General features: G+C 66.7%; 16 protein-coding genes. 3 read left to right on the forward strand and 13 right to left on the reverse strand.

The window, feature by feature from the left end:
* Window positions 1-65: 65 nt before the first annotated feature.
* Both IEX88_RS14920 and IEX88_RS14925 read right to left on the reverse strand, forming a co-directional pair.
* Entirely contained in the window at window positions 66-551 is a 486-nt protein-coding gene (locus IEX88_RS14920; RefSeq protein ID WP_188852066.1) for a MarR family winged helix-turn-helix transcriptional regulator, read from the reverse strand.
* Window positions 552-789: 238 nt separating this feature from the next.
* Window positions 790-2,697, reverse strand: a complete 1,908-nt coding sequence (locus IEX88_RS14925) for a heavy metal translocating P-type ATPase (protein WP_244640210.1) — start codon at window positions 2,695-2,697, stop codon at window positions 790-792.
* A gap of 283 nt (window positions 2,698-2,980) precedes the next feature.
* On the opposite strand from IEX88_RS14925, the gene mazG reads away from it, so the two are divergent.
* A complete protein-coding gene (gene mazG / locus IEX88_RS14930; RefSeq protein WP_188852068.1) occupies window positions 2,981-3,847 on the forward strand; it encodes a nucleoside triphosphate pyrophosphohydrolase in 867 nt (288 codons plus the stop codon).
* 141 nt (window positions 3,848-3,988) lie between these two features.
* Here the strand turns inward: mazG and hflX are convergent, their stop codons facing one another.
* From hflX to dusB, 7 genes are all read right to left on the reverse strand, one after another.
* The gene (gene hflX / locus IEX88_RS14935; RefSeq protein WP_188852070.1) at window positions 3,989-5,377 is read right to left on the reverse strand and encodes a GTPase HflX; all 1,389 of its coding nucleotides are present in this window, start codon (window positions 5,375-5,377) and stop codon (window positions 3,989-3,991) included.
* Entirely contained in the window at window positions 5,378-5,623 is a 246-nt protein-coding gene (hfq, locus tag IEX88_RS14940) for an RNA chaperone Hfq (protein WP_188852071.1), read from the reverse strand.
* 197 nt (window positions 5,624-5,820) lie between these two features.
* Window positions 5,821-7,185, reverse strand: a complete 1,365-nt coding sequence (gene ntrX / locus IEX88_RS14945; RefSeq protein ID WP_188852073.1) for a nitrogen assimilation response regulator NtrX — start codon at window positions 7,183-7,185, stop codon at window positions 5,821-5,823.
* Window positions 7,185-9,434 carry a sensor histidine kinase NtrY-like gene (locus IEX88_RS14950; protein WP_188852076.1) on the reverse strand — a complete coding sequence of 750 codons (2,250 nt, stop codon included), beginning with the start codon at window positions 9,432-9,434 and terminating at the stop codon, window positions 7,185-7,187. Before IEX88_RS14950 ends, ntrX begins: the two co-directional genes overlap by 1 nt.
* Before the next feature lie 79 nt (window positions 9,435-9,513).
* On the reverse strand, window positions 9,514-10,962 hold the full coding sequence (ntrC, locus tag IEX88_RS14955; RefSeq protein WP_188852078.1) for a nitrogen regulation protein NR(I): 1,449 nt from the start codon (window positions 10,960-10,962) through the stop codon (window positions 9,514-9,516).
* Window positions 10,963-10,975: 13 nt separating this feature from the next.
* Window positions 10,976-12,118, reverse strand: coding sequence for a two-component system sensor histidine kinase NtrB (locus IEX88_RS14960; RefSeq protein WP_188852080.1), 1,143 nt, complete (start codon window positions 12,116-12,118; stop codon window positions 10,976-10,978).
* A gap of 1 nt (window position 12,119) precedes the next feature.
* The gene (dusB, locus tag IEX88_RS14965; RefSeq protein WP_188852082.1) at window positions 12,120-13,160 is read right to left on the reverse strand and encodes a tRNA dihydrouridine synthase DusB; all 1,041 of its coding nucleotides are present in this window, start codon (window positions 13,158-13,160) and stop codon (window positions 12,120-12,122) included.
* Window positions 13,161-13,342: 182 nt separating this feature from the next.
* On the opposite strand from dusB, the gene IEX88_RS14970 reads away from it, so the two are divergent.
* Both IEX88_RS14970 and IEX88_RS14975 read left to right on the forward strand, forming a co-directional pair.
* Window positions 13,343-14,536: a bifunctional 2-C-methyl-D-erythritol 4-phosphate cytidylyltransferase/2-C-methyl-D-erythritol 2,4-cyclodiphosphate synthase gene (locus IEX88_RS14970; protein ID WP_188852084.1), complete on the forward strand. Its 1,194-nt coding sequence runs from the start codon at window positions 13,343-13,345 to the stop codon at window positions 14,534-14,536.
* Window positions 14,533-15,054 (forward strand): CinA family protein, encoded by a 522-nt coding sequence (locus IEX88_RS14975; RefSeq protein WP_210319284.1) that lies wholly within the window; start codon window positions 14,533-14,535, stop codon window positions 15,052-15,054. Before IEX88_RS14970 ends, IEX88_RS14975 begins: the two co-directional genes overlap by 4 nt.
* On the opposite strand, the gene IEX88_RS14980 is transcribed toward IEX88_RS14975, so the two are convergent.
* The 4 genes from IEX88_RS14980 to lpdA form a co-directional block, all read right to left on the reverse strand.
* Window positions 15,027-15,491 carry a type II toxin-antitoxin system RatA family toxin gene (locus IEX88_RS14980; protein WP_188852086.1) on the reverse strand — a complete coding sequence of 155 codons (465 nt, stop codon included), beginning with the start codon at window positions 15,489-15,491 and terminating at the stop codon, window positions 15,027-15,029. The two genes, IEX88_RS14975 and IEX88_RS14980, sit on opposite strands and share 28 nt — an antisense overlap.
* A 12-nt stretch (window positions 15,492-15,503) precedes the next feature.
* Window positions 15,504-16,478, reverse strand: a complete 975-nt coding sequence (lipA, locus tag IEX88_RS14985) for a lipoyl synthase (protein WP_188852088.1) — start codon at window positions 16,476-16,478, stop codon at window positions 15,504-15,506.
* A 41-nt stretch (window positions 16,479-16,519) separates the two neighbouring features.
* Complete coding sequence (locus tag IEX88_RS14990; RefSeq protein WP_188852090.1) at window positions 16,520-16,783, reverse strand: GlsB/YeaQ/YmgE family stress response membrane protein; 264 nt, start codon at window positions 16,781-16,783, stop codon at window positions 16,520-16,522.
* Window positions 16,784-16,951: 168 nt separating this feature from the next.
* Window positions 16,952-18,406: a dihydrolipoyl dehydrogenase gene (gene lpdA, locus IEX88_RS14995; RefSeq protein ID WP_188852092.1), complete on the reverse strand. Its 1,455-nt coding sequence runs from the start codon at window positions 18,404-18,406 to the stop codon at window positions 16,952-16,954.
* Window positions 18,407-18,432 lie beyond the last annotated feature (26 nt).

Genomic DNA, 18,432 nt, shown 5'->3' on the forward strand with positions numbered 1-18,432 from the left:
CCGCAATACGGCCCGTCGACGCGCGGCCAGAGGGGCGTCGCTGCCGCTGGGCATCCCGGGTGTCGTCAGGCAGCGTGCCGGGCGGCCTGCGGGGCTTCCATGCCTTCCGCGTCGATCCCGACGAGATTGGTCCGGATGTGGGCCAAAGCGCGGGACATGATCGCCGTTTCCTCGACGTCCAGGCCCTCGATCATCTGGTTGTAGAGGGCGATGGCGAGCGGCCGCACCTGGTCGAAAACCTCTCCGGCCGCGGGCGTCACCTTGATGGTCTTCGCCCGCCGATCCGTCGGATCGCAGGTGCGCGTGATCAGGCCGCGGGCTTCCAGCCGGTCGAGATAGGCCGACAGGGTCATCGGCTCGACGCCCATCACCTGCGCCAGCTTGGCCTGCCGTGCGCCGTCGCAGCGCGAAGCATGCGCCAGAGCCCGGATTTCGCCCGAGGTCAGGTGCAGGCCGGCATTCTGCACGGACCGATCGAACGCTTGGCGGAACAGGCGCGAGACATCCGTCAGAAGGAACCCGAGGGAGTCGGAGGGCAGAAGCTGGGTCATTTCAGTTTCCTCGATTTTTGATTCGCGACGCGGACTACGCCGCTTTTTTAGAACTCTTCTAAATCATCTAAGTTTATTTATGGACGAGGGCAATCCCGGTTTCTCTGCTTTAGAGCCACTGAGCAATAAATTCTGCAACACAAGAGCGTGATAAGCACTTGCCGCTTTTCGAACGGGGCCATTTGAAAGCAGTCGCTTACGGACAAGAACGCTCCTTTCGGCCGGCTGAGGCATGGGTTCAGGCCCGCAAGGCCCTGAGGGCGTTGAGGATGACGGCGACATCGATCGCTTCCTGCATGAGCGCTCCGGCCACCGGCGACAGCAGTCCGCCGGCAGCGGCCAGCATGCCGAGCGTCGACAGGCCGATACCGGCGCCGACGCTCTGCAGCGCGATCCGGCGCGATCGCCGTGCGATCTCCATCCCCTCGGCCAACCCCTCCAGATCATCGCGCAGAAGGATGATGTCGGCGGCCTCGGCGGAAGCGGCTGCGCCCTTCGCGCCCATGGCGATGCCGAGATCGGCCTCGACAAGAGCCGGGGCGTCGTTGACGCCGTCGCCGACCATCATCACCGGGGCCGTCTCTTTCTCCCGGCGAACCAGCTCGATCTTGGCCGCAGGCAGGAGGTCGGAGACGATCTCGTCGATGGCCAGGCCGCGGGTGACGGCCAGAGCGACATCCCGGCGGTCGCCAGTGGCCAGAACGATTCGGCGGATGCCGCTCGCCCGAAGTCGCGCAAAGACGGCGCCGACCCCCTCACGCAGGCCGTCTCGCATCAGGATGGTGCCGGCCAGCCGCCCGTCGACCGACACCGCCACGGTGAGGGATCCCGGGCGGGCCGCCGCAGCCAGAAGGGCTGCGTCTTCCGGCGGCAGGCCCGCGGCGACGAAGGCCTGGCCGCCGACGCGCACGCGCCGATCGCCGAGGCGCCCCTCGACACCATCGCCCGCCCGCTCGCTCGTATCGCTCGGCATGTCGATGGGCAGGCCGCGCGCCTCCGCCGCCGCGACGATCGCCCTGGCGACGACATGCTGAGACATCCGGTCGAGGCTGGCGGCCAGCCGAAGAATCTCGGCGGCGTCGAAGCCGTTGGCGGGAAGGATCTCGGTGACGGATGCGGTGCCGTGGGTCAGCGTTCCGGTCTTGTCGACCACCAGCGTCCGGATGCGGCCGAGTGCCTCCAGCGCGCCGCCGCCCTTGACCAGAATGCCGACGCGCGCGGCGCGCGAAATGCCGGCGACGATGGCGACGGGAACCGCGAGGATCAGCGGACAGGGCGTCGCGACCACCAGGACGGCGACGGCGCGGATCGGGTCCTGACTCCACCACCACGCCGACGCGGCGAGGACGAGGGTCACCAGCATGAAGCCCAGCGCATAGCGATCGGCGAGTCTGGCCATTGGCGCCTGGGCGCGCAAAGCGGCATCCACCAGCCGGACGATGCCGGCATAGGTGCTGCGGGCCGCCGGCTCGCTGGCCACAAGGTCGAAGGCCGGCCCGGCATTGGTCGATCCGCTCATGGCCGCCTCGCCCCGCTGCCGCCGAACCGGGATCGATTCGCCAGTCAGCGCCGCCTCGTCGAGAAGCACCGTTCCCATCACCACCCCGTCGACCGGCAGGACGTCGCCCAGCCTGACCAGCAGCCGATCACCGACCGCGATGCGCGCGATCGGCACGGTTTCCATTCCATCCCCGCTGTAGCGCGTTGCAAAGCGCGGCACCCGGTCGAGCAGCGCGTTCATGTCGCGACCGGCGCGGCCCTCGGCAAAGCGCTCCAGCGCCTGTCCACCGGCATACATCAGCGCGACCACGGCCGCGGCCAGCGCCTCGCCGATCGACAGGGCGGCGCCCATGGCCAGCGCCGCGACGAGATCCAGGCCCACATCGCCCCGTCGCAGATGATCGAGGATCTGCAGGACCAGGAGAACGAGGACGGGCAGCGCGCTGGCCGACCAGAAAAGGCTGGCCAGATCCGACCGGCCGGCCGCATAGGCCGCGGCACCGGCGGCGAGACCCGCGCCGGCCCAGACAATGCCCACCTGCCCGGCGAGGCCGTCCAATCGCTTGCCGCGTTCGACCGGCGGCAGAATCGGGATGGCGGAGGCCAGCGGGGCAGCCATCGAGGTCTGTTCCATTCTTTGCGACATCGCGCTTCCGACACGGCTGGCGGATGCCCGCGAAGGGGTTAAGGGACCGAGGGGCGCCGCTGGCGCCAGCAGGGCGATGATCCGATGGCCCGCAATTCTCCGCACTTTGCCATGACCGCATCGCTTACGGCATTGATCCGCCTCAAATCTAAGCCGGACGCGGAATATCGACGCTTCCGGCGTCTGGCCCTCCCCGGCTTGCCGGTCGAGCGATCTCTCGGCATGGTGCCCGGATTCGAGGGAGACCTTGGCGGGCGCCCGGCCGTCGAACAGAGAGAACTTCATGCAGCCTTCGCGCGACATCGCCCGTCTGATCGAAATCATGGCAGCCCTGCGCAACCCGGATGGGGGGTGCCCGTGGGACGTCGAGCAATCCTTCGAGACGATCGCGCCCTACACCATCGAGGAAGCCTACGAGGTCGCCGACGCGATCGAGCGGCGCGATGCCGAAGATCTTCGCGAGGAACTCGGAGACCTGCTGCTGCAGGTCGTCTACCACGCGCGACTGGCGGAAGAGAAAGGACTGTTCCGCTTCGAGGACGTGGTCGAGGGCATCACCCAGAAGATGATCCGCCGGCATCCGCACGTCTTCGGCGACGAGACCGCGCGCAGCGCCCGGTCGGCCAAGGGTCAGTGGGAGCGGATCAAGGCTGAGGAGCGGGCCGAAAAGGCCGCGGCACGACAGGCGCGCGCCGCTTCCGGCGGCGACGGCTGGGGCGCGACGGCGCTCGCCGGCGCCTCGCCTCTGCTGCTCGACGGCGTGCCCTCGAACTTTCCCGCCCTCACGCTGGCGCTGAAGGTTCAGGAGCGCGCGGCGCGGGTCGGATTCGACTGGGACGCGGCGGCGCCGATCCATGCCAAGATCGCCGAGGAATTCGCCGAATTCGACGGCGCGCTGACGGAAGGCGACGCGGATGCCATGGAGGACGAGTTCGGCGACCTTCTGTTCAGCCTCGTCAACCTCGCGCGCTATCACGGCCTCGATCCGGAAAAGGCGCTGCGCCGCTGCATCCTGAAGTTCCGCAGCCGCTTCAACCATATCGAGGAGAGCCTCGTGGCCCGCGGCGCATCGCTGGAAGCTGCGTCGCTGGACGAGATGGAGGCGCTCTGGGTCGAGGCGAAGCGGAAGGCTCAGGCCGTTCCGGTCTGAGGCCGCATCAGGCCTTCCACGGGATCATGCGGCCTGGGGGAGTGGATAAGGAATGGCGTTAGGCCATTCCAGGCACGGCGATACGCCGCCCCGTGCCGGTCGAGGAGCGGCGCCGCTGCGGCCCGAGGGCCGCAGCCAGCGTCAGTCGATGTGCAGGCCGGGGTTCTTCTCGGCGAGGCGTCTGAGTTCCGCATGGGCCTGCGTGGTGATCTCGGCCGTCAGCTCGACAGCGCCATTTTCCTGGTCGACGCGGCTCTGGACGGAGGCGTTTTCGTAGAGCCAGGGCAGGAGCGACAGCGCGGCGGGCTGGATGGTCAGCGTCACCTCGCCCAGAACGCCGCCGATGCGCTTCTCGATGTCGGAGAGAAGCGCAGCGAGACCCTCTCCCGTCAGCGCCGAGACGAGGTGGACGCCGTGGCCATCGGCGCGGTTTTCCGCCGCCGTCTGCAACTGCGAAAGGGCCGCCTCGTCGAGGAGATCGACCTTATTCCAGACCTCGATGAGGTGCCCCGCATCGGCGGTGTCGATGTCGAGATCGGCGAGGATCTTGTTGACGTCGCTGGCCTGCGCCGAGGCGTCGGGATCGCTCATGTCGCGCACGTGGAGAATGAGCTCGGCCTCGACCACTTCTTCCAGCGTCGCCCGGAAGGCGGCGACGAGATGCGTCGGCAGGTCGGAGATGAAGCCGACCGTGTCCGAGACGATCACTTCCGTGCCGTGCGGCAGGGTGATGCGGCGGAGCGTCGGATCGAGCGTGGCGAACAGCAGGTCCTGCGCCAGCACCGAGGCGCCGGTGATGGTGTTAAACAGGGTCGATTTGCCGGCATTGGTGTAGCCGACGAGCGCGATGACCGGATGCGGGGCCTTCTTGCGCTTGGCTCGGTGCAGCGTGCGGGTGCGGCGGACGGCCTCGAGATCCTTCTCCAGCCGCTTGATGCGCTCCTGCAGCTGGCGCCGATCGGATTCGATCTGCGTCTCGCCGGGGCCGCCGAGGAAGCCGGCACCGCCACGCTGGCGCTCCAGATGCGTCCAGGAGCGGACGAGCCGGCCCTTCTGGTAGTTCAGATGCGCCAGCTCGACCTGCAGCCGGCCTTCCTTCGTGCGGGCGCGGCGCCCGAAGATCTCGAGGATCAGGCCGGTGCGGTCGAGCACCTTGGTGCCCAGTTCCTTTTCGAGATTGCGCTGCTGCACCGGTGTCAGCGGGTGGTCGACGATGACGAGGCCGATCTCCTCGGCGGCGACGACGCCCTTCAGCTCCTCCACCTTGCCGGCCCCGATCAGCGTCGCCGGCCGGGCCTTGGAGACGGGAATGATGCCACTCGCCACGATCTCCAGATCGATCGCTGCGGCCAGGCCACAGATCTCCTCGAGCCGCTGCTCGTCGGCGCGCCGGACGACGTCGGACCCGGCGCTGGCGCGGTCCTCGGCCAGCTGCACCTTCTTGAGAAGGGGCAGGAACACCCCTGCCCGCGTCACGACAGCCTTATGCTCGATAGGGCCTTTCGGCCGCGTCTCGTCGAATTCGGTCAATCAGGCTTGTCCCGGTTCTTCGGTCTCGAACATGTTCACCGGCTGCGATGGCATGATCGTCGAAATGGCGTGCTTGTAGACGAGCTGCGAATGGCCGTCGCGGCGCAGCAGCACGCAGAAATTATCAAAGGAGGTGACCACGCCCGTCAGCTTGACGCCGTTGACGAGGAAGATGGTCAGGGAAATCTTTTGCTTCCTGACGGTGTTCAGAAAGACGTCCTGCAGGTTCTGCAAGCGATCGGCCATGAAACGTTCCTATTTTCTTCTTGGCGTAACCCAGGACGTTGCCCGGGCCGGCGCGGTTTTCGGTCGGGTGGACACTCTTAAAGACGCATGTCGATCCCGTTCCGGATAGCACTTTCGCACGTTGCGATGCAACCTCGCCACCCCTTGGCCAGCGCACTCCAATCCTTGGCTGGCAAGGGTCCGCCGTCGCCCAAAAGTCAGATGCCGAGCGACTTCAGCTTGCGGTGCAGCGCCGAGCGCTCCATGCCGACGAACTCGGCCGTGCGCGAGATATTGCCGCCGAAGCGGTTGATCTGCGCCATCAGATATTCCTTCTCGAACACCTCGCGCGCATCGCGGAGCGGCAGCGCCAGGATGCGGCCGTCGGATTGGCTCGGCGTGCGCGGCAGCATGTCGCCGACCTCGTGCGGCAGCATGTCGGCCGAGATCGGGGTGTCGTCGTCGCCCTCGCGCGACAGGATCATCAGCCGTTCGACATTGTTGCGCAGCTGGCGGATATTGCCGGGCCAGTCGCTCGACTGCAGCACCGCCATGGCCTCCGGGCTGATCGCCTTCGTCTTGATGCCCGTCTGCTCGCCGATCTGCTTCATGAAAGCCTCGATCAACAACGGGATGTCGGCGCGCCGCTCCGACAGCGGCGGCACGGCGATCGGGACGACGGCCAGGCGGTGATAGAGGTCCTCGCGGAAGGAGCCCTCGCTGATCATGGATTCCAGGTTCTGCGCCGTCGAGGAGACGATGCGCACGTCGACCTTGACGCGCTTGGTGCCGCCGACCCGCTCGAAGGTCTGCTCGGTCAGGACGCGCAGGATCTTGTTCTGGGTCTCGCGCGGCATGTCGCCGACTTCGTCGAGATAGAGAATGCCGCCATGCGCCTCCTCGAAGGCGCCGACCTTGCGCTCGACGCCGGGCGGCGCGTCGGTGCCGAACAGTTCGACCTCCATGCGGTCGGGCGTGATCGCCGCTGCGTTCATGGCGACGAAAGGCCCATTGGCGCGCGACGAGGCGGCGTGGATGGCGCGCGCCACCATTTCCTTGCCGGAGCCGGAGGGACCGAGGATCATCACGCGGCTGTTCGTCGGCGCCACGCGCTCGATCGTGGTGCGCAACTGGTTCATCGGATGCGACTTGCCGAGGAGTTCGGAAAAATCGACCGAGCGGCGCCGCAGGTCGGACACCTGCCGCTTCAGCTTGGACGTCTCGAGCGCCCGCTCGGCGACGAGGACCAGCCGGTCGGCCTTGAAGGGCTTTTCGATATAGTCGTAGGCGCCGCGCCGGATCGCCGAGACGGCCGTTTCGATATTGCCGTGGCCGGAGATCATCACCACCGGAACTTCCGGATGCTGCGCCTTGATCGCCTCCAGCAGATCGAGCCCGTCGAGCCGGCTGCCCTGCAGCCAGATGTCGAGAAAGACCAGCCGCGGCACGCGGTCGGCGATGGCTTGCAGCGCGGCGTCGGAATTTCCGGCGATGCGCGTCTCGTGGCCTTCGTCTTCGAGAATGCCGGCGACAAGATCGCGAATGTCGGCTTCGTCGTCGACGATGAGGATGTCTGATGCCATCAGTCACCAGTCCTTTCTAGCGTATGGGAGCGTGGAGTGGACGCGTCGTCGGCCGGAATGTCGGTCGCCGGCAGAATGACCCGAACCATTGCGCCCTGTTCTTGTTCCGGGGCGTCGCCGAGCTGGATCGTCCCGCCGTGTTCTTCGATGATCTTGCGCACGATCGCGAGGCCGAGGCCCGTCCCCTTCTCGCGTGTGGTCATATAGGGCTCGAGCAGACGATCGCGATCCTCGCGCGGGAAACCGCGGCCGTTATCGGTGAAGTCGATCCGGTGAAAGCCGTCGCTGGTGGTGACGGTGATGCCGATGCGCCCTTCCGCGACCTCGGACGCCTCGACCGACTCCACTGCATTCTTGACGATGTTGCCGAAGGCCTGGCTGAGCAGCCGGATGTCGAACGTGCCATGTAGCGGGACCTGGCCGAAATCGGTGGTGAAGACGATGCCGTGATCGCCCATCTCGCGCATGAACACCGCCTCTTTCAGCGCCTCGCGCAGGTCGCGATTTTCCATCCGGGGCTTGGGCATCCGGGCGAAGCTGGAGAATTCGTCGACCATGCGGCCGATGTCGGAAACCTGCCGGATGATGGTGTCGACGCAGCGGTCAAACACTTCCCGATCGCCCTCGACCATCTTGCCGTAGCGTCGGCGGATGCGTTCGGCCGAGAGCTGGATCGGCGTCAGCGGATTCTTGATTTCGTGTGCGATGCGGCGCGCGACGTCGGCCCAGGCCGAGGAGCGCTGCGCGTCGACCAGATCGGTAATGTCGTCGATGGTGACGACGCTCGACTGCGCGCCGTCGCGGGTCTCTTCCGACGTCACGCGGATGGCGAGCACGCGCTCGCGCTCCTGCGTGCGCAGCTTGATCTCTTCCTGGTATTCCGCCTTTCGCGACGCGGCGGCCGCGCGGTGGATCTGCGCGATGAGCGGAAACATCTCGCGCAAGGTCCGTCCGACGGCCGCCTCGGAGGAAATGGCGAGGATCCGCTCGGCCGACGGGTTCAGCATCGAAATCGTGCCGTCGCTGCCGACTCCCATGACGCCAACGGTCACGCCCGACAGCACCGCTTCGGTGAAGCGGCGCCGCTCGTCGATCACGTCCTTGGCGTGGACGAGTTCGCCGCGTTGCGTCCGCAGCTGGCGGATCATGTTGTTGAAGGTGTTGGACAGCGACCCGACGTCGCCGTCCGAGGCGCGGACCGGCACGGAGACAGCAAGATTGCCCTCGCTCACCTCGTCGGCCGCCGAGATCAGGAGGCGGATCGGGCGCACCAGCCGGTCGGCGACGCCGATGCCGGTCCAGATCGCCGACAGGAGCACGATCAGCGTGATGCCGAGATAGAGCAGCGCGAACGCGATCTGCGTGCCGATCCGGTTGTTCTGCAGGCTGGAATATTCGGCCGAGCGATCTTCCATCAGCCGCAGCGCCGAGATCACCTCCGGATCGACGGCACGCACGGTGTAGAGGAAGATGTCGTCGCCGAGCGCGCGCAGCTTGAGGATGGCGCCGACGAGATTGGTCACGCCCGGCGGGATGAAGACGAGATTGCCCTGGCGCGCCTGCTGCATCGCGTCTGCCGGCGGGGCCGGCAGCGGCCGGTCGACAGGGACCTCGGCCCGCATCACCGGATCGCCGCTCGCCCGCAGCAGCTGGGCGCCGATCAGCGACCGTCCCCTCGCCTGCTCCGTCAGCAGCGACTGGAAGCCCGTGCGGTCGAGATCGTAGAGGCGGCGCTGCGCGTCGAGATCGTAGGCCATCGACAGGGTCGTGCCCTGCAGGTTGCGGGCGTTCTCGTTGACATAGGCCCTGGCGACGCTGACGGAGGATTCGACGATGGCCCGCGTCCGGATCTCGAACCAGCGGTCGAGCCCGAGGTCTAGGGTGATGCCGGCGACAACGGCGACGAGCAAAGCCGGCAGCGCGGCGACGATGGCAAACAGCACCACGATGCGCACATGCAGGCGCGAGGCCGCCTTGCCCTGATGGCGCGCCCGCGCCATCCGCGCGACTTCGCGCCAGATCAGCGCGCACAGGCCGAGGACGAAGGCGCCGTTGACCACCGAGGCGATCCGCACCACCGCTTCGGTCGGCTCGATCGGCGTCAGACCCATGAGCACCACGAACGAGATCGCGCCCGTCACCAGCGCGCTGGCCACGGCGATCACGCCAGGCACCAGCATGAACCGCCGCCGCTCCGGAAGGACGGCGGGTTCTTGGTCGGAATCTGCAGGCGTAATCTCAGTCGTCATCGAGTCGCTTCGAACGTTGATCAGTTGCCAGATTGCAACGTATTGTGTTCGAAATGCAACGAACGCTCGAAAAGTTGAGCTAGCGGAGCGATCGGACGACGGAAATGTCGAGATCGCGGATTTTCTTGCGCAGCGTGTTCCGGTTGACGCCGAGAAGGTCGGCCGCCTTGACCTGATTGCCGCGTGTGGCCGCCAGGGCGGCGGCGATCAGCGGGTACTCGACTTCCCGCAGGATGCGGCCATGCAGGCCCGGCGGCGGCAGCTGGTCGCCGAACGAGGAGAAGTAATCCGACAGATAGCGCTCGACCGAGGCGCTGAGATCCACAGGCCGGCTGCCGTCCGTCTCGCTGTCGAGGGCGCGGGCATATTCGTTCGACAGCTCGTGCTCGATCAGTTCGCCGGAGATCTCGTCCTGCGGATAGAGGGCGGACAGCCGCCGGATCAGGTTCTCCAGCTCGCGCACATTGCCGGGCCAGGTGTAGCGCCGCATCACGTCCAGCGCGCCCTGGCTCAGCGTCTTGCGCGGCAGGCCCTCCTTCTGCACCTCGGTGAAGAAATGGCGGGCGAGATCGGGCAGGTCCTCGATCCGCTCGCGCAGCGGCGGCAGGCGCAGCGGCACGACGTTGAGGCGGTAGAACAGGTCTTCCCGGAACAGGCCGCGGCTGATCAGCTGGCGCAGGTCCTTGTTGGTGGCCGAAACGATGCGCACATCGGTCGCGATCGGCGTGCGGCCGCCGACGACGGTGTATTCGCCCTGCTGCAATACGCGCAGGAGCCGCGTCTGCGCCTCCATCGGCATGTCGCCGATCTCGTCGAGGAACAGCGTTCCGCCCTCCGCCTGCTCGAAGCGGCCGCTCGACCGGCTCTGTGCCCCGGTGAAGGCGCCCTTCTCGTGGCCGAAGAGCTCCGACTCGATCAGGTCCCGGGGAATGGCCGCCATGTTGATGGCGACGAAGGGGCCTTTCCGGCGACGTCCGTAGTCGTGCAGGGCGCGGGCAACGAGCTCCTTGCCGGTGCCGGATTCGCCGGTGATGGTGACGGTGAGATCCGTCTGCATCATCCGCGCCAGAGCGCGGTAGATGTCCTGCATTGCCGGCGACCGGCCGACGAGCGGCATGTTGTCGCCGGGATCCTCGCCCGGCGCGGCGTTCGGCTGGGGTTTCGGCTCGGCCAGAGCGCGGCGGGCGATGGCGACAAGTTCGGTCAGGTCGAAGGGTTTGGGGATATAGTCGTAGGCGCCCTTCTCCGACGCCTTGATCGCGGTCATGAAGGTATTTTGGGCGGACATCACCACCACCGGCAGGTCGGGCCTGCTGTTTTTGATCTTCGGCAGCACGTCGAAGGCATTGCCGTCGGGCATCAGCACGTCGGTGATGACGAGGTCGCCCTCGCCTGCCGAAATCCAGCGCCAGAGAGTCGCGATGTTGGCCGTGACCCGCACCTCGAAGCCGGCGCGCATCAGGGCCTGGGAGATGACGGTGCGGATCGCGGCATCGTCGTCGGCAACGAGTATCTGAGCGGGAGCCATCAGATCATGTCCTTCACTGGTCGCCGGATGCGACATCTTGGTCGACGGGTTCGGTCGTGTCCGTGGCCTCCCGCCACATCGGCATGAGCACCCGGAACGTGGTGTGTCCCGGCTGCGACTCGCATTCGATCACGCCGCCATGGTCCCCGACTATCTTGGCCACAAGGGCGAGCCCGAGGCCCGAGCCGCTCGGCTTGGTGGTGATGAACGGGTCGAAAATGTTCTCGCGGATGTCTTCGGGAACGCCCGGGCCATTGTCCTCGACGAGGAATTCCAGCGGCAGCGTGACGCGCCGCTTCGTCCCCGGCACCGACAGGCGGACGCCGGGGCGGAAGGCCGTCGACAGGCGGATCTCGCCGCCGTCCTGGCCGGCAATGGCCTCGTTGGCGTTTTTCACGAGGTTCAGGAACACCTGCACCAGCTGGTCGCGGTTGGCGAAGACCGGCGGCAGCGACGGGTCGTAGGTCTCGGTGAACTTCGTGCCGCGGGCAAAGCCGCTGCGCGCCAGGGTCTTCACATGGTCGAGCACGGAGTGGATGTTGACCGCCGAGCGCTCGATCGGGCGCTGGTCCGAAAACACTTCCATCCGGTCGACCAGCTTGACGATCCGGTCGCTCTCTTCCTGGATCAGTCGGGTCAGCACCCGGTCCTCGTCGCTGGCGGCGGTCTCGAGCAGCTGCGCCGCGCCCTTGATGCCGGAGAGCGGGTTGCGGATTTCGTGCGCCAGCATCGCCGCAAGGCCCGTCACCGAGCGCGCCGCTGAACGGTGCGTCAGCTGCCGGTCCATCTTGTCAGCGATCGAGCGGAGCTGGATCATGATCACCACGTGGTCGGGCGAGTCGACGAGGCCGGAGACGTAGAGATCGACGAGGCGTTCGCCGCCGATCCGCGGCGAGGAGACGTCGACGCGGTATTCGCTGATGCGCGAACGCTCCGTGCGCACCTGCTCGATCAGGCCGAACAGCGGGCTGTCGGCCGGGATAAAGTCGCTGAGCCGCTTTTTCACCAGATGCGAGGCGCCGGCGGAGAAGAACTGCTCGGCGTCCGAATTGGCGAACACGAAGAAGCCTTCGGCGTCGATCACGATCACCGGGTGCGGCAGCGCGTTGAGAATGCGGAGCTGCAGCTCCGGGAGGATCTTGGGCGTGGTCTTCATGTCAGGCAGCCTCTCGCCTCCTTGTCGCGTCGGTCCCGCGCTCGATCTCGGCGATGCTGACATCGCCCAGAACGCGGCGAAGCCGCTCGATCGCCACGGCCGGCGACGGCGTGACCATGATGGCGGCGCGGTCGGCGGCGAGCTCTGCGCCGCTCGCCGCGGCAAAGCCTTCGAGATACCAGCTGAGATGCTTGCGCGAATGGCGCAGCCCCATCTCGTTGCCGTAGTGAACGAGCATGTCCTCGTAGTGGTCGACCACGAAGTCGGCAAAGGACAGGACAGCGAGATCGTCCATGCCGATCGCGCCGGCCAGAAGGCCCGGGAACCATGGGCGGCCATAGGTGCCGCGCCCGATCATCACCGCATCGGCGCCGCTCGCCGCCAGCATGGCCGCGCGCTGGCCGGCCTCGACGAGGTCGCCATTGGCCACGACGGGCACGCTCACCGCCGCCTTCACGGCGGCGATGGCATGCCAGTCGGCCGTGCCGGTGTAGAGCTGCTGGCGCGTGCGACCGTGCACGGTGATCATCTTCACGCCCGCGGCTTCCGCGCGCGCCGCGATCTCCGGCGAGTTGATGGTCTGGTGGTCCCAGCCGAGCCGCATCTTCAGCGTCACCGGGACGGCGCCGGCGCCGGCGACGGTGGCGTCCACCAGCCGCAGCGCCAGGTCCGGCTCGCGCATCAGGGCCGAGCCGGACTGGCCGCCGACGACCTTCTTGGCCGGGCAGCCCATGTTGATGTCGATGATGTCGGCACCCATGTCCGCCGCCCGCTCCGCCGCCTCCTGCATCCAGGCGGGATCGCGCCCGGCGAGCTGGACGACATGCACGCCGTCGCCGTCGCGCATGGCGCGCAGCATGCTCTCGCGAAAGCCGCGCACGAGTTCGCCGCTGGCAACCATCTCGGAGACGACCAAACCGGCCCCGAAGCGACGGGCACGGCGGCGGAAGGGAACGTCGGTAATGCCGGAGAGGGGCGCGAGGAACACCGCATTGCCCGGCACGAGACCGCCGATGGCGAAAGGCGCCGCGCCGAATCCCATTGCCCCGCCCGAAGGGGCGCCGCCTATTGCTTGGGCAGATCGGGGAAGTGTCGAATCCGGCATCATGTCATCCGCAATCTAACTGGACATGCCCAAAAGACAAGCACATCTCGCTTGCAGCGCACAGTTGGCTATGATCAGTCCCAGGCAGCGCTTGTGCGATGCAATATCACGGATGGACAATGTCGAAGCGAAAAGTCGCAGTCATCATCGTCGCGGCGGGCCGAGGCGCCCGTGCCGGCCAGTCGGCGGGCCCCAAGCAGTACCGCAGGATCGGCGGGCGGACGGTGCTGGAGCGCAGCATTTCTGCCTTTGCGGACGTCACGGATCTGGCGGCAGGGCTGGTGGTGGTGATCCATCCGGAGGACCGCGATCCCTTTGCCGCCGCGACGAGCGGCTTCGCCGCTCCCGTCGCCACCGTCCCCGGCGGCGCGACCCGGCAGGGATCGGTGCTCTGCGGGCTGGAAGCGCTGGAGGCGTTTTCGCCCGACATCGTCCTTATCCATGATGCCGCACGGCCTTTCGTCGACGGGGCCACCATCGCACGGGTCATCGACGGCATCGGCGACGAGACCGGCGCGATCCCGGCTACCGCCGTTTCCGATACGCTGAAGCGGGCAACGCAGGCCGGGCATATCGACGACACCGTCGACCGCGAGAGCTTGTTTGCTGCCCAGACGCCGCAGGGTTTCCCGTACCGCGCCATTCTGGCGGCCCATCGCGCGGCAGCAGCGGCCGGGCTCGGCGCCTTCACCGACGACGCGGCGATCGCCGAATGGGCTGGCCTCGCCGTCAGGCTGGTCGAGGGGTCGCCGGAAAACCTGAAACTGACGCGGAACGAGGATATCATCCGGGCAGACCGGATTTTGCGAGGGGAAGCCGCGATGATTGATGTCAGGACCGGCAACGGCTACGACGTGCACCAGCTGGTCGACGGGGACCACGTGACCCTCTGCGGCGTTTCCATCCCGCACGACCAGACGCTGCTCGGCCATTCCGATGCCGATGTCTGCCTGCACGCTCTCACCGACGCCTTGCTGGCCACTTGCGGCGCCGGCGACATCGGCACGCATTTCCCGCCGAGCGACGAGCAATGGCGTGGCGCCGCCTCGCATATCTTCGTGCGCCGCGCGGTCGAGATCGTGCGGGAAAACGGCGGCCGGATCGCCAATGCCGACATCACCTTGATCTGCGAGGCGCCGAAGGTCGCGCCACACCGGGAGGCGATGCGGCAGACGGTGGCCGAGATGACCGGGCTCGACCTCTTCCGCGTCTCGGTCAAGGCGACGACGAACGAGACGATCGGCTTCGTCGGTCGGCGCGAGGGCATCGCCGCCCTGGCAACCGTCAGCGTCATCTATGGAGAAGCACGATGAGCATCATGCCCGAGGAACTGAGGGGCCAGGCAGCCGGTCTGGTGGAGAGCTTTGCCGACAAAGGCAAGGTCATCGCGACGGCGGAATCCTGCACCGGGGGCATGATCGCGGCGGGGCTGACGGATATCGCCGGCGCCTCCTCGGTGCTCGACCGCGGCTTCGTCACCTATTCGAATGCCGCCAAGACCGAGATGATCGGTGTGCCGACCGCCCTCATCGAAGCCCATGGGGCCGTTTCGGAAGCTGTGGCACGGGCCATGGCCGAAGGGGCGCTGGCCGCCTCGCGCGCCGACGTCGCCCTTTCCGTCACCGGCATTGCCGGGCCCGGCGGCGGCTCGGTGGCAAAACCCGTTGGCCTCGTCCATCTCGCTCTGGCGAGCCGGCGCGGCACGACGCACCGCATGGAGCGCTTCGGCGATGTCGGCCGGGCAGAGGTCCGGCTCCAGACGGTGGCCCTCGCCTACGCCATGCTGGGCGAATGGCTCGCCGCTCAGGAGCCGGCGGCGACCGGGCCGTAGATCTCGTCGGCGCGGGTCTCGAAAGCCGAGGCGAAGCGGCGGAAGGCGAAGTCGAACATCGAGCCCATCAGGAGGCCCAGCGTCCGGCTCTTGAATTCGTAGTCGATGAAGAATTTTACGTCGCAGCCGCCGCCCTCACGGGCCTCGAAATTCCAGCGGTTGTCGAGATAGCGGAACGGGCCGTCGACATATTTGACGTCGATCTGATGCTCGTCGGGCTTCAAGAGCACCTGCGAGGCGAAGGTCTCCTTCACCATCTTGTAGGCGACGGTCATGTCGGCGACGAGCAGCGTCTTGCCGTCGGATTCGCGACGGTCCCGGATCCTCAGACTCTGGCAGAGCGGCAGGAACTCGGGATACCGCTCGACGTCCGCGACGAGCGCGAACATCTGGTCTGGGCGGTGGCGGACGGGACGGACGGTTTCAAATTTCGGCATGGGCCACAGATATTAGGCGGCGACCGCCCTCGCAAGCCGCGCCGCCTTCAGCCGCTCGAAATCCTCGCCGGCATGGTGCGACGAGCGGGTCAGCGGGCTCGAAGCGACGACGAGAAAGCCCTTCGACGTCGCGACCGTGGCAAAGGACTCGAACTCGGCCGGGGGAACATAGCGAATCACGGCGTGATGCTTCTTCGTCGGCTGCAGGTACTGGCCGATGGTGAGGAAGTCGACATCGGCCGAGCGCAGGTCGTCCATCAGCTGCAGGACCTCGTTCCGCTCCTCGCCAAGACCGACCATGATGCCGGACTTGGTGAAGATCTCGGGGTCGATCTCCTTCACCCGCTGCAGCAGGCGGATCGAATGGAAGTAGCGTGCGCCGGGACGCACCGTCAGATAGTTCGACGGCACGGTTTCGAGATTGTGGTTGAAGACGTCGGGCTTGGCGGCAACCACGGTCTCGAGCGCGCCAGGCTTGCGCAGGAAATCCGGCGTCAGGATCTCGATCGTGGTGCCGGGGGCGGCGGCGCGGATGGCGCGGATGGTCGCGGCGAAATGCTCGGCGCCGCCATCGTCGAGATCGTCGCGGTCGACGGAGGTGATGACGACGTGGTTCAGCCCCATCGCGGCGACAGCGCGGCCGACGCTGGCCGGCTCGTTCGCGTCGAGCGCGTTTGGCTTGCCGGTGGCGACGTTGCAGAAGGCGCAGGCCCTCGTGCAGATGCCGCCCATGATCATGAAGGTCGCGTGCTTCTTCTCCCAGCAGCCGCCGATATTGGGGCAGCCGGCCTCTTCGCACACGGTGATCAGCTTGTTAGACTGGACGATCTCGCGGGTCTCGAAATAGCCCTTCGAGACCGGAGCCTTGACCCGGATCCAGTCCGGTTTCGGCAGGGTATTATCCTGATCCGGCCGGTGGGCCTTTTCGGGGTGGCGGAGCCGGGGCAGATCCCCGGCTCCGCGGAGGGTATCGATGATGGTGACCATAACGTCCAATCTAAGGAGCGTCGGTCACCGATGCAATCGGATCAGACGCGGCGACCGCGGAACATCCGGGCGATCGCGATGAGCAGGCAGGCGCCGATGAAGCCGGTGATCAGGTAGGCGATCAGGCCGGTGCCGAAGCTGAAGCCGATGGCCGCCAGGATCGCGTTCAACACGATCGCGCCGACGATGCCGAGGATGATGTTCATCAAGAGCCCCATGTTGCTCTTCATCACCTGTTCGGCGAGCCAGCCAGCGACCGCGCCAACTACGATCGCACCGATCCAACCCACGCCATTCGTATCCATAGTCAGTCTCCGTTCAGGACAACAGTGTCCCGAACGAAATTGGGCGGAACTGCGATACAGCAAGGCGGCCGGACGATTTTATATTATGGCGTGCCGAAGGAACCAATCGCCGCCTTGCGGCCCGCCCCGCCGGCGCCGCCGATGCTGGCGGTCCGGCGGGAAAAGCCACTACATGTGGATGACGCGGCCATACGCGTCGAGCACGCTTTCATGCATCATCTCCGACAGCGTCGGATGCGGGAAGACCGTGTGCATCAGCTCTTCCTCGGTCGTCTCCAGCCCCATGGCGATGACGAAACCCTGGATCAGCTCGGTGACTTCCGCGCCGACCATGTGGGCGCCAAGGAGCTCGCCGGTCTTGGCGTCGAAGATGGTCTTGACCATGCCCTCGGGCTCGCCGAGCGCGATCGCCTTGCCATTCCCCTGAAACTTGAAGCGTCCGACCTTGACTGCGCGGCCGCTCTCTTTGGCCTTGGCTTCCGTCAGGCCGACTGAGGCGACCTGGGGCTGGCAATAGGTGCAGCCGGGAATGCGCTCCTTCTTCATCGGATGGACGTCGAGGCCCTTGATCTTCTCGACGCAGATGGTGCCCTCGTGCTCGGCCTTGTGGGCGAGCATCGGCGGGCCGGCCACGTCGCCGATGGCGTAGATGCCCTCGACATTGGTCCGGCCGAAGCCGTCGACGGTGACGATGCCGCGGTCGATGGCCACGCCCATTTCCTGCAGGCCGAACCCTTCCGAATTACCCTGGACGCCGATGGCCGAGATCAGCCGCTCGGCGCTGAGCGTCTGCTTGGCGCCGTCCTTGCCCTCGGCCTCGACCGTGACGCCCTCGCCCGACTTCGTGACGTTCGTCACCTTGGTGTCGGTGAGGATCTTGATGCCCTGCTTCTCCAGCGCCTTGCGCGCCAGAGCGGCGATCTCGCCGTCCTCGACCGGCATGATCTGCGGCAGGAGTTCGACCACCGTCACCTCGGCGCCCATGGTGCGGTAGAAGGAGGCGAATTCGATGCCGATGGCGCCCGATCCCATGACGATCAGCGATTTCGGCATGGTCTTCGGCTTCATCGCCTCGAAATAGGTCCAGATCCGGTCGCCGTCCGGCTCGATCCCCGGCAGCACGCGCGGCCGCGCGCCGGTGGCGACGATCACGTGCTTCGCCTTGTAGCTGCCCTCGCCGAGGACGCCCTTCGGGATCGGGTTCTGCGGCTCGACGATGGGCTTCTGCATCGTGCCGACCGAGACCTCGACGGGACCGCCCTTCCCGGCCTTGGTGATCTTCGCCTCGCCCCAGATGACGTCGACCTTGTTCTTCTTCATCAGGAAGCCGACGCCGCCGTTCAGCTGGGCCGAGATGCCGCGCGAGCGCTTGACCACGTCGGCGATGTCGAAATCGGGCTTGGCGATCTTCAGGCCGTAGTCCTCGGCATGTTCGGCATAGTGGTAGACCTCGGCCGAGCGCAGCAGCGCCTTGGTCGGGATGCAGCCCCAGTTCAGGCAGATGCCGCCGAGATGCTCGCGTTCGACGATGGCGGTCTTGAAGCCGAGCTGGGCCGCGCGGATCGCCGCGACATAGCCGCCGGGTCCGCCGCCGATGATGAGGATGTCGTAGATGTCGGCCATCAGGTTCGTCCTTGCCGTCTTATTCC

Source organism: Aureimonas glaciei (genome assembly GCF_014643375.1).
GTDB classification, from domain to species: Bacteria; Pseudomonadota; Alphaproteobacteria; order Rhizobiales; family Rhizobiaceae; genus Plantimonas; species Plantimonas glaciei.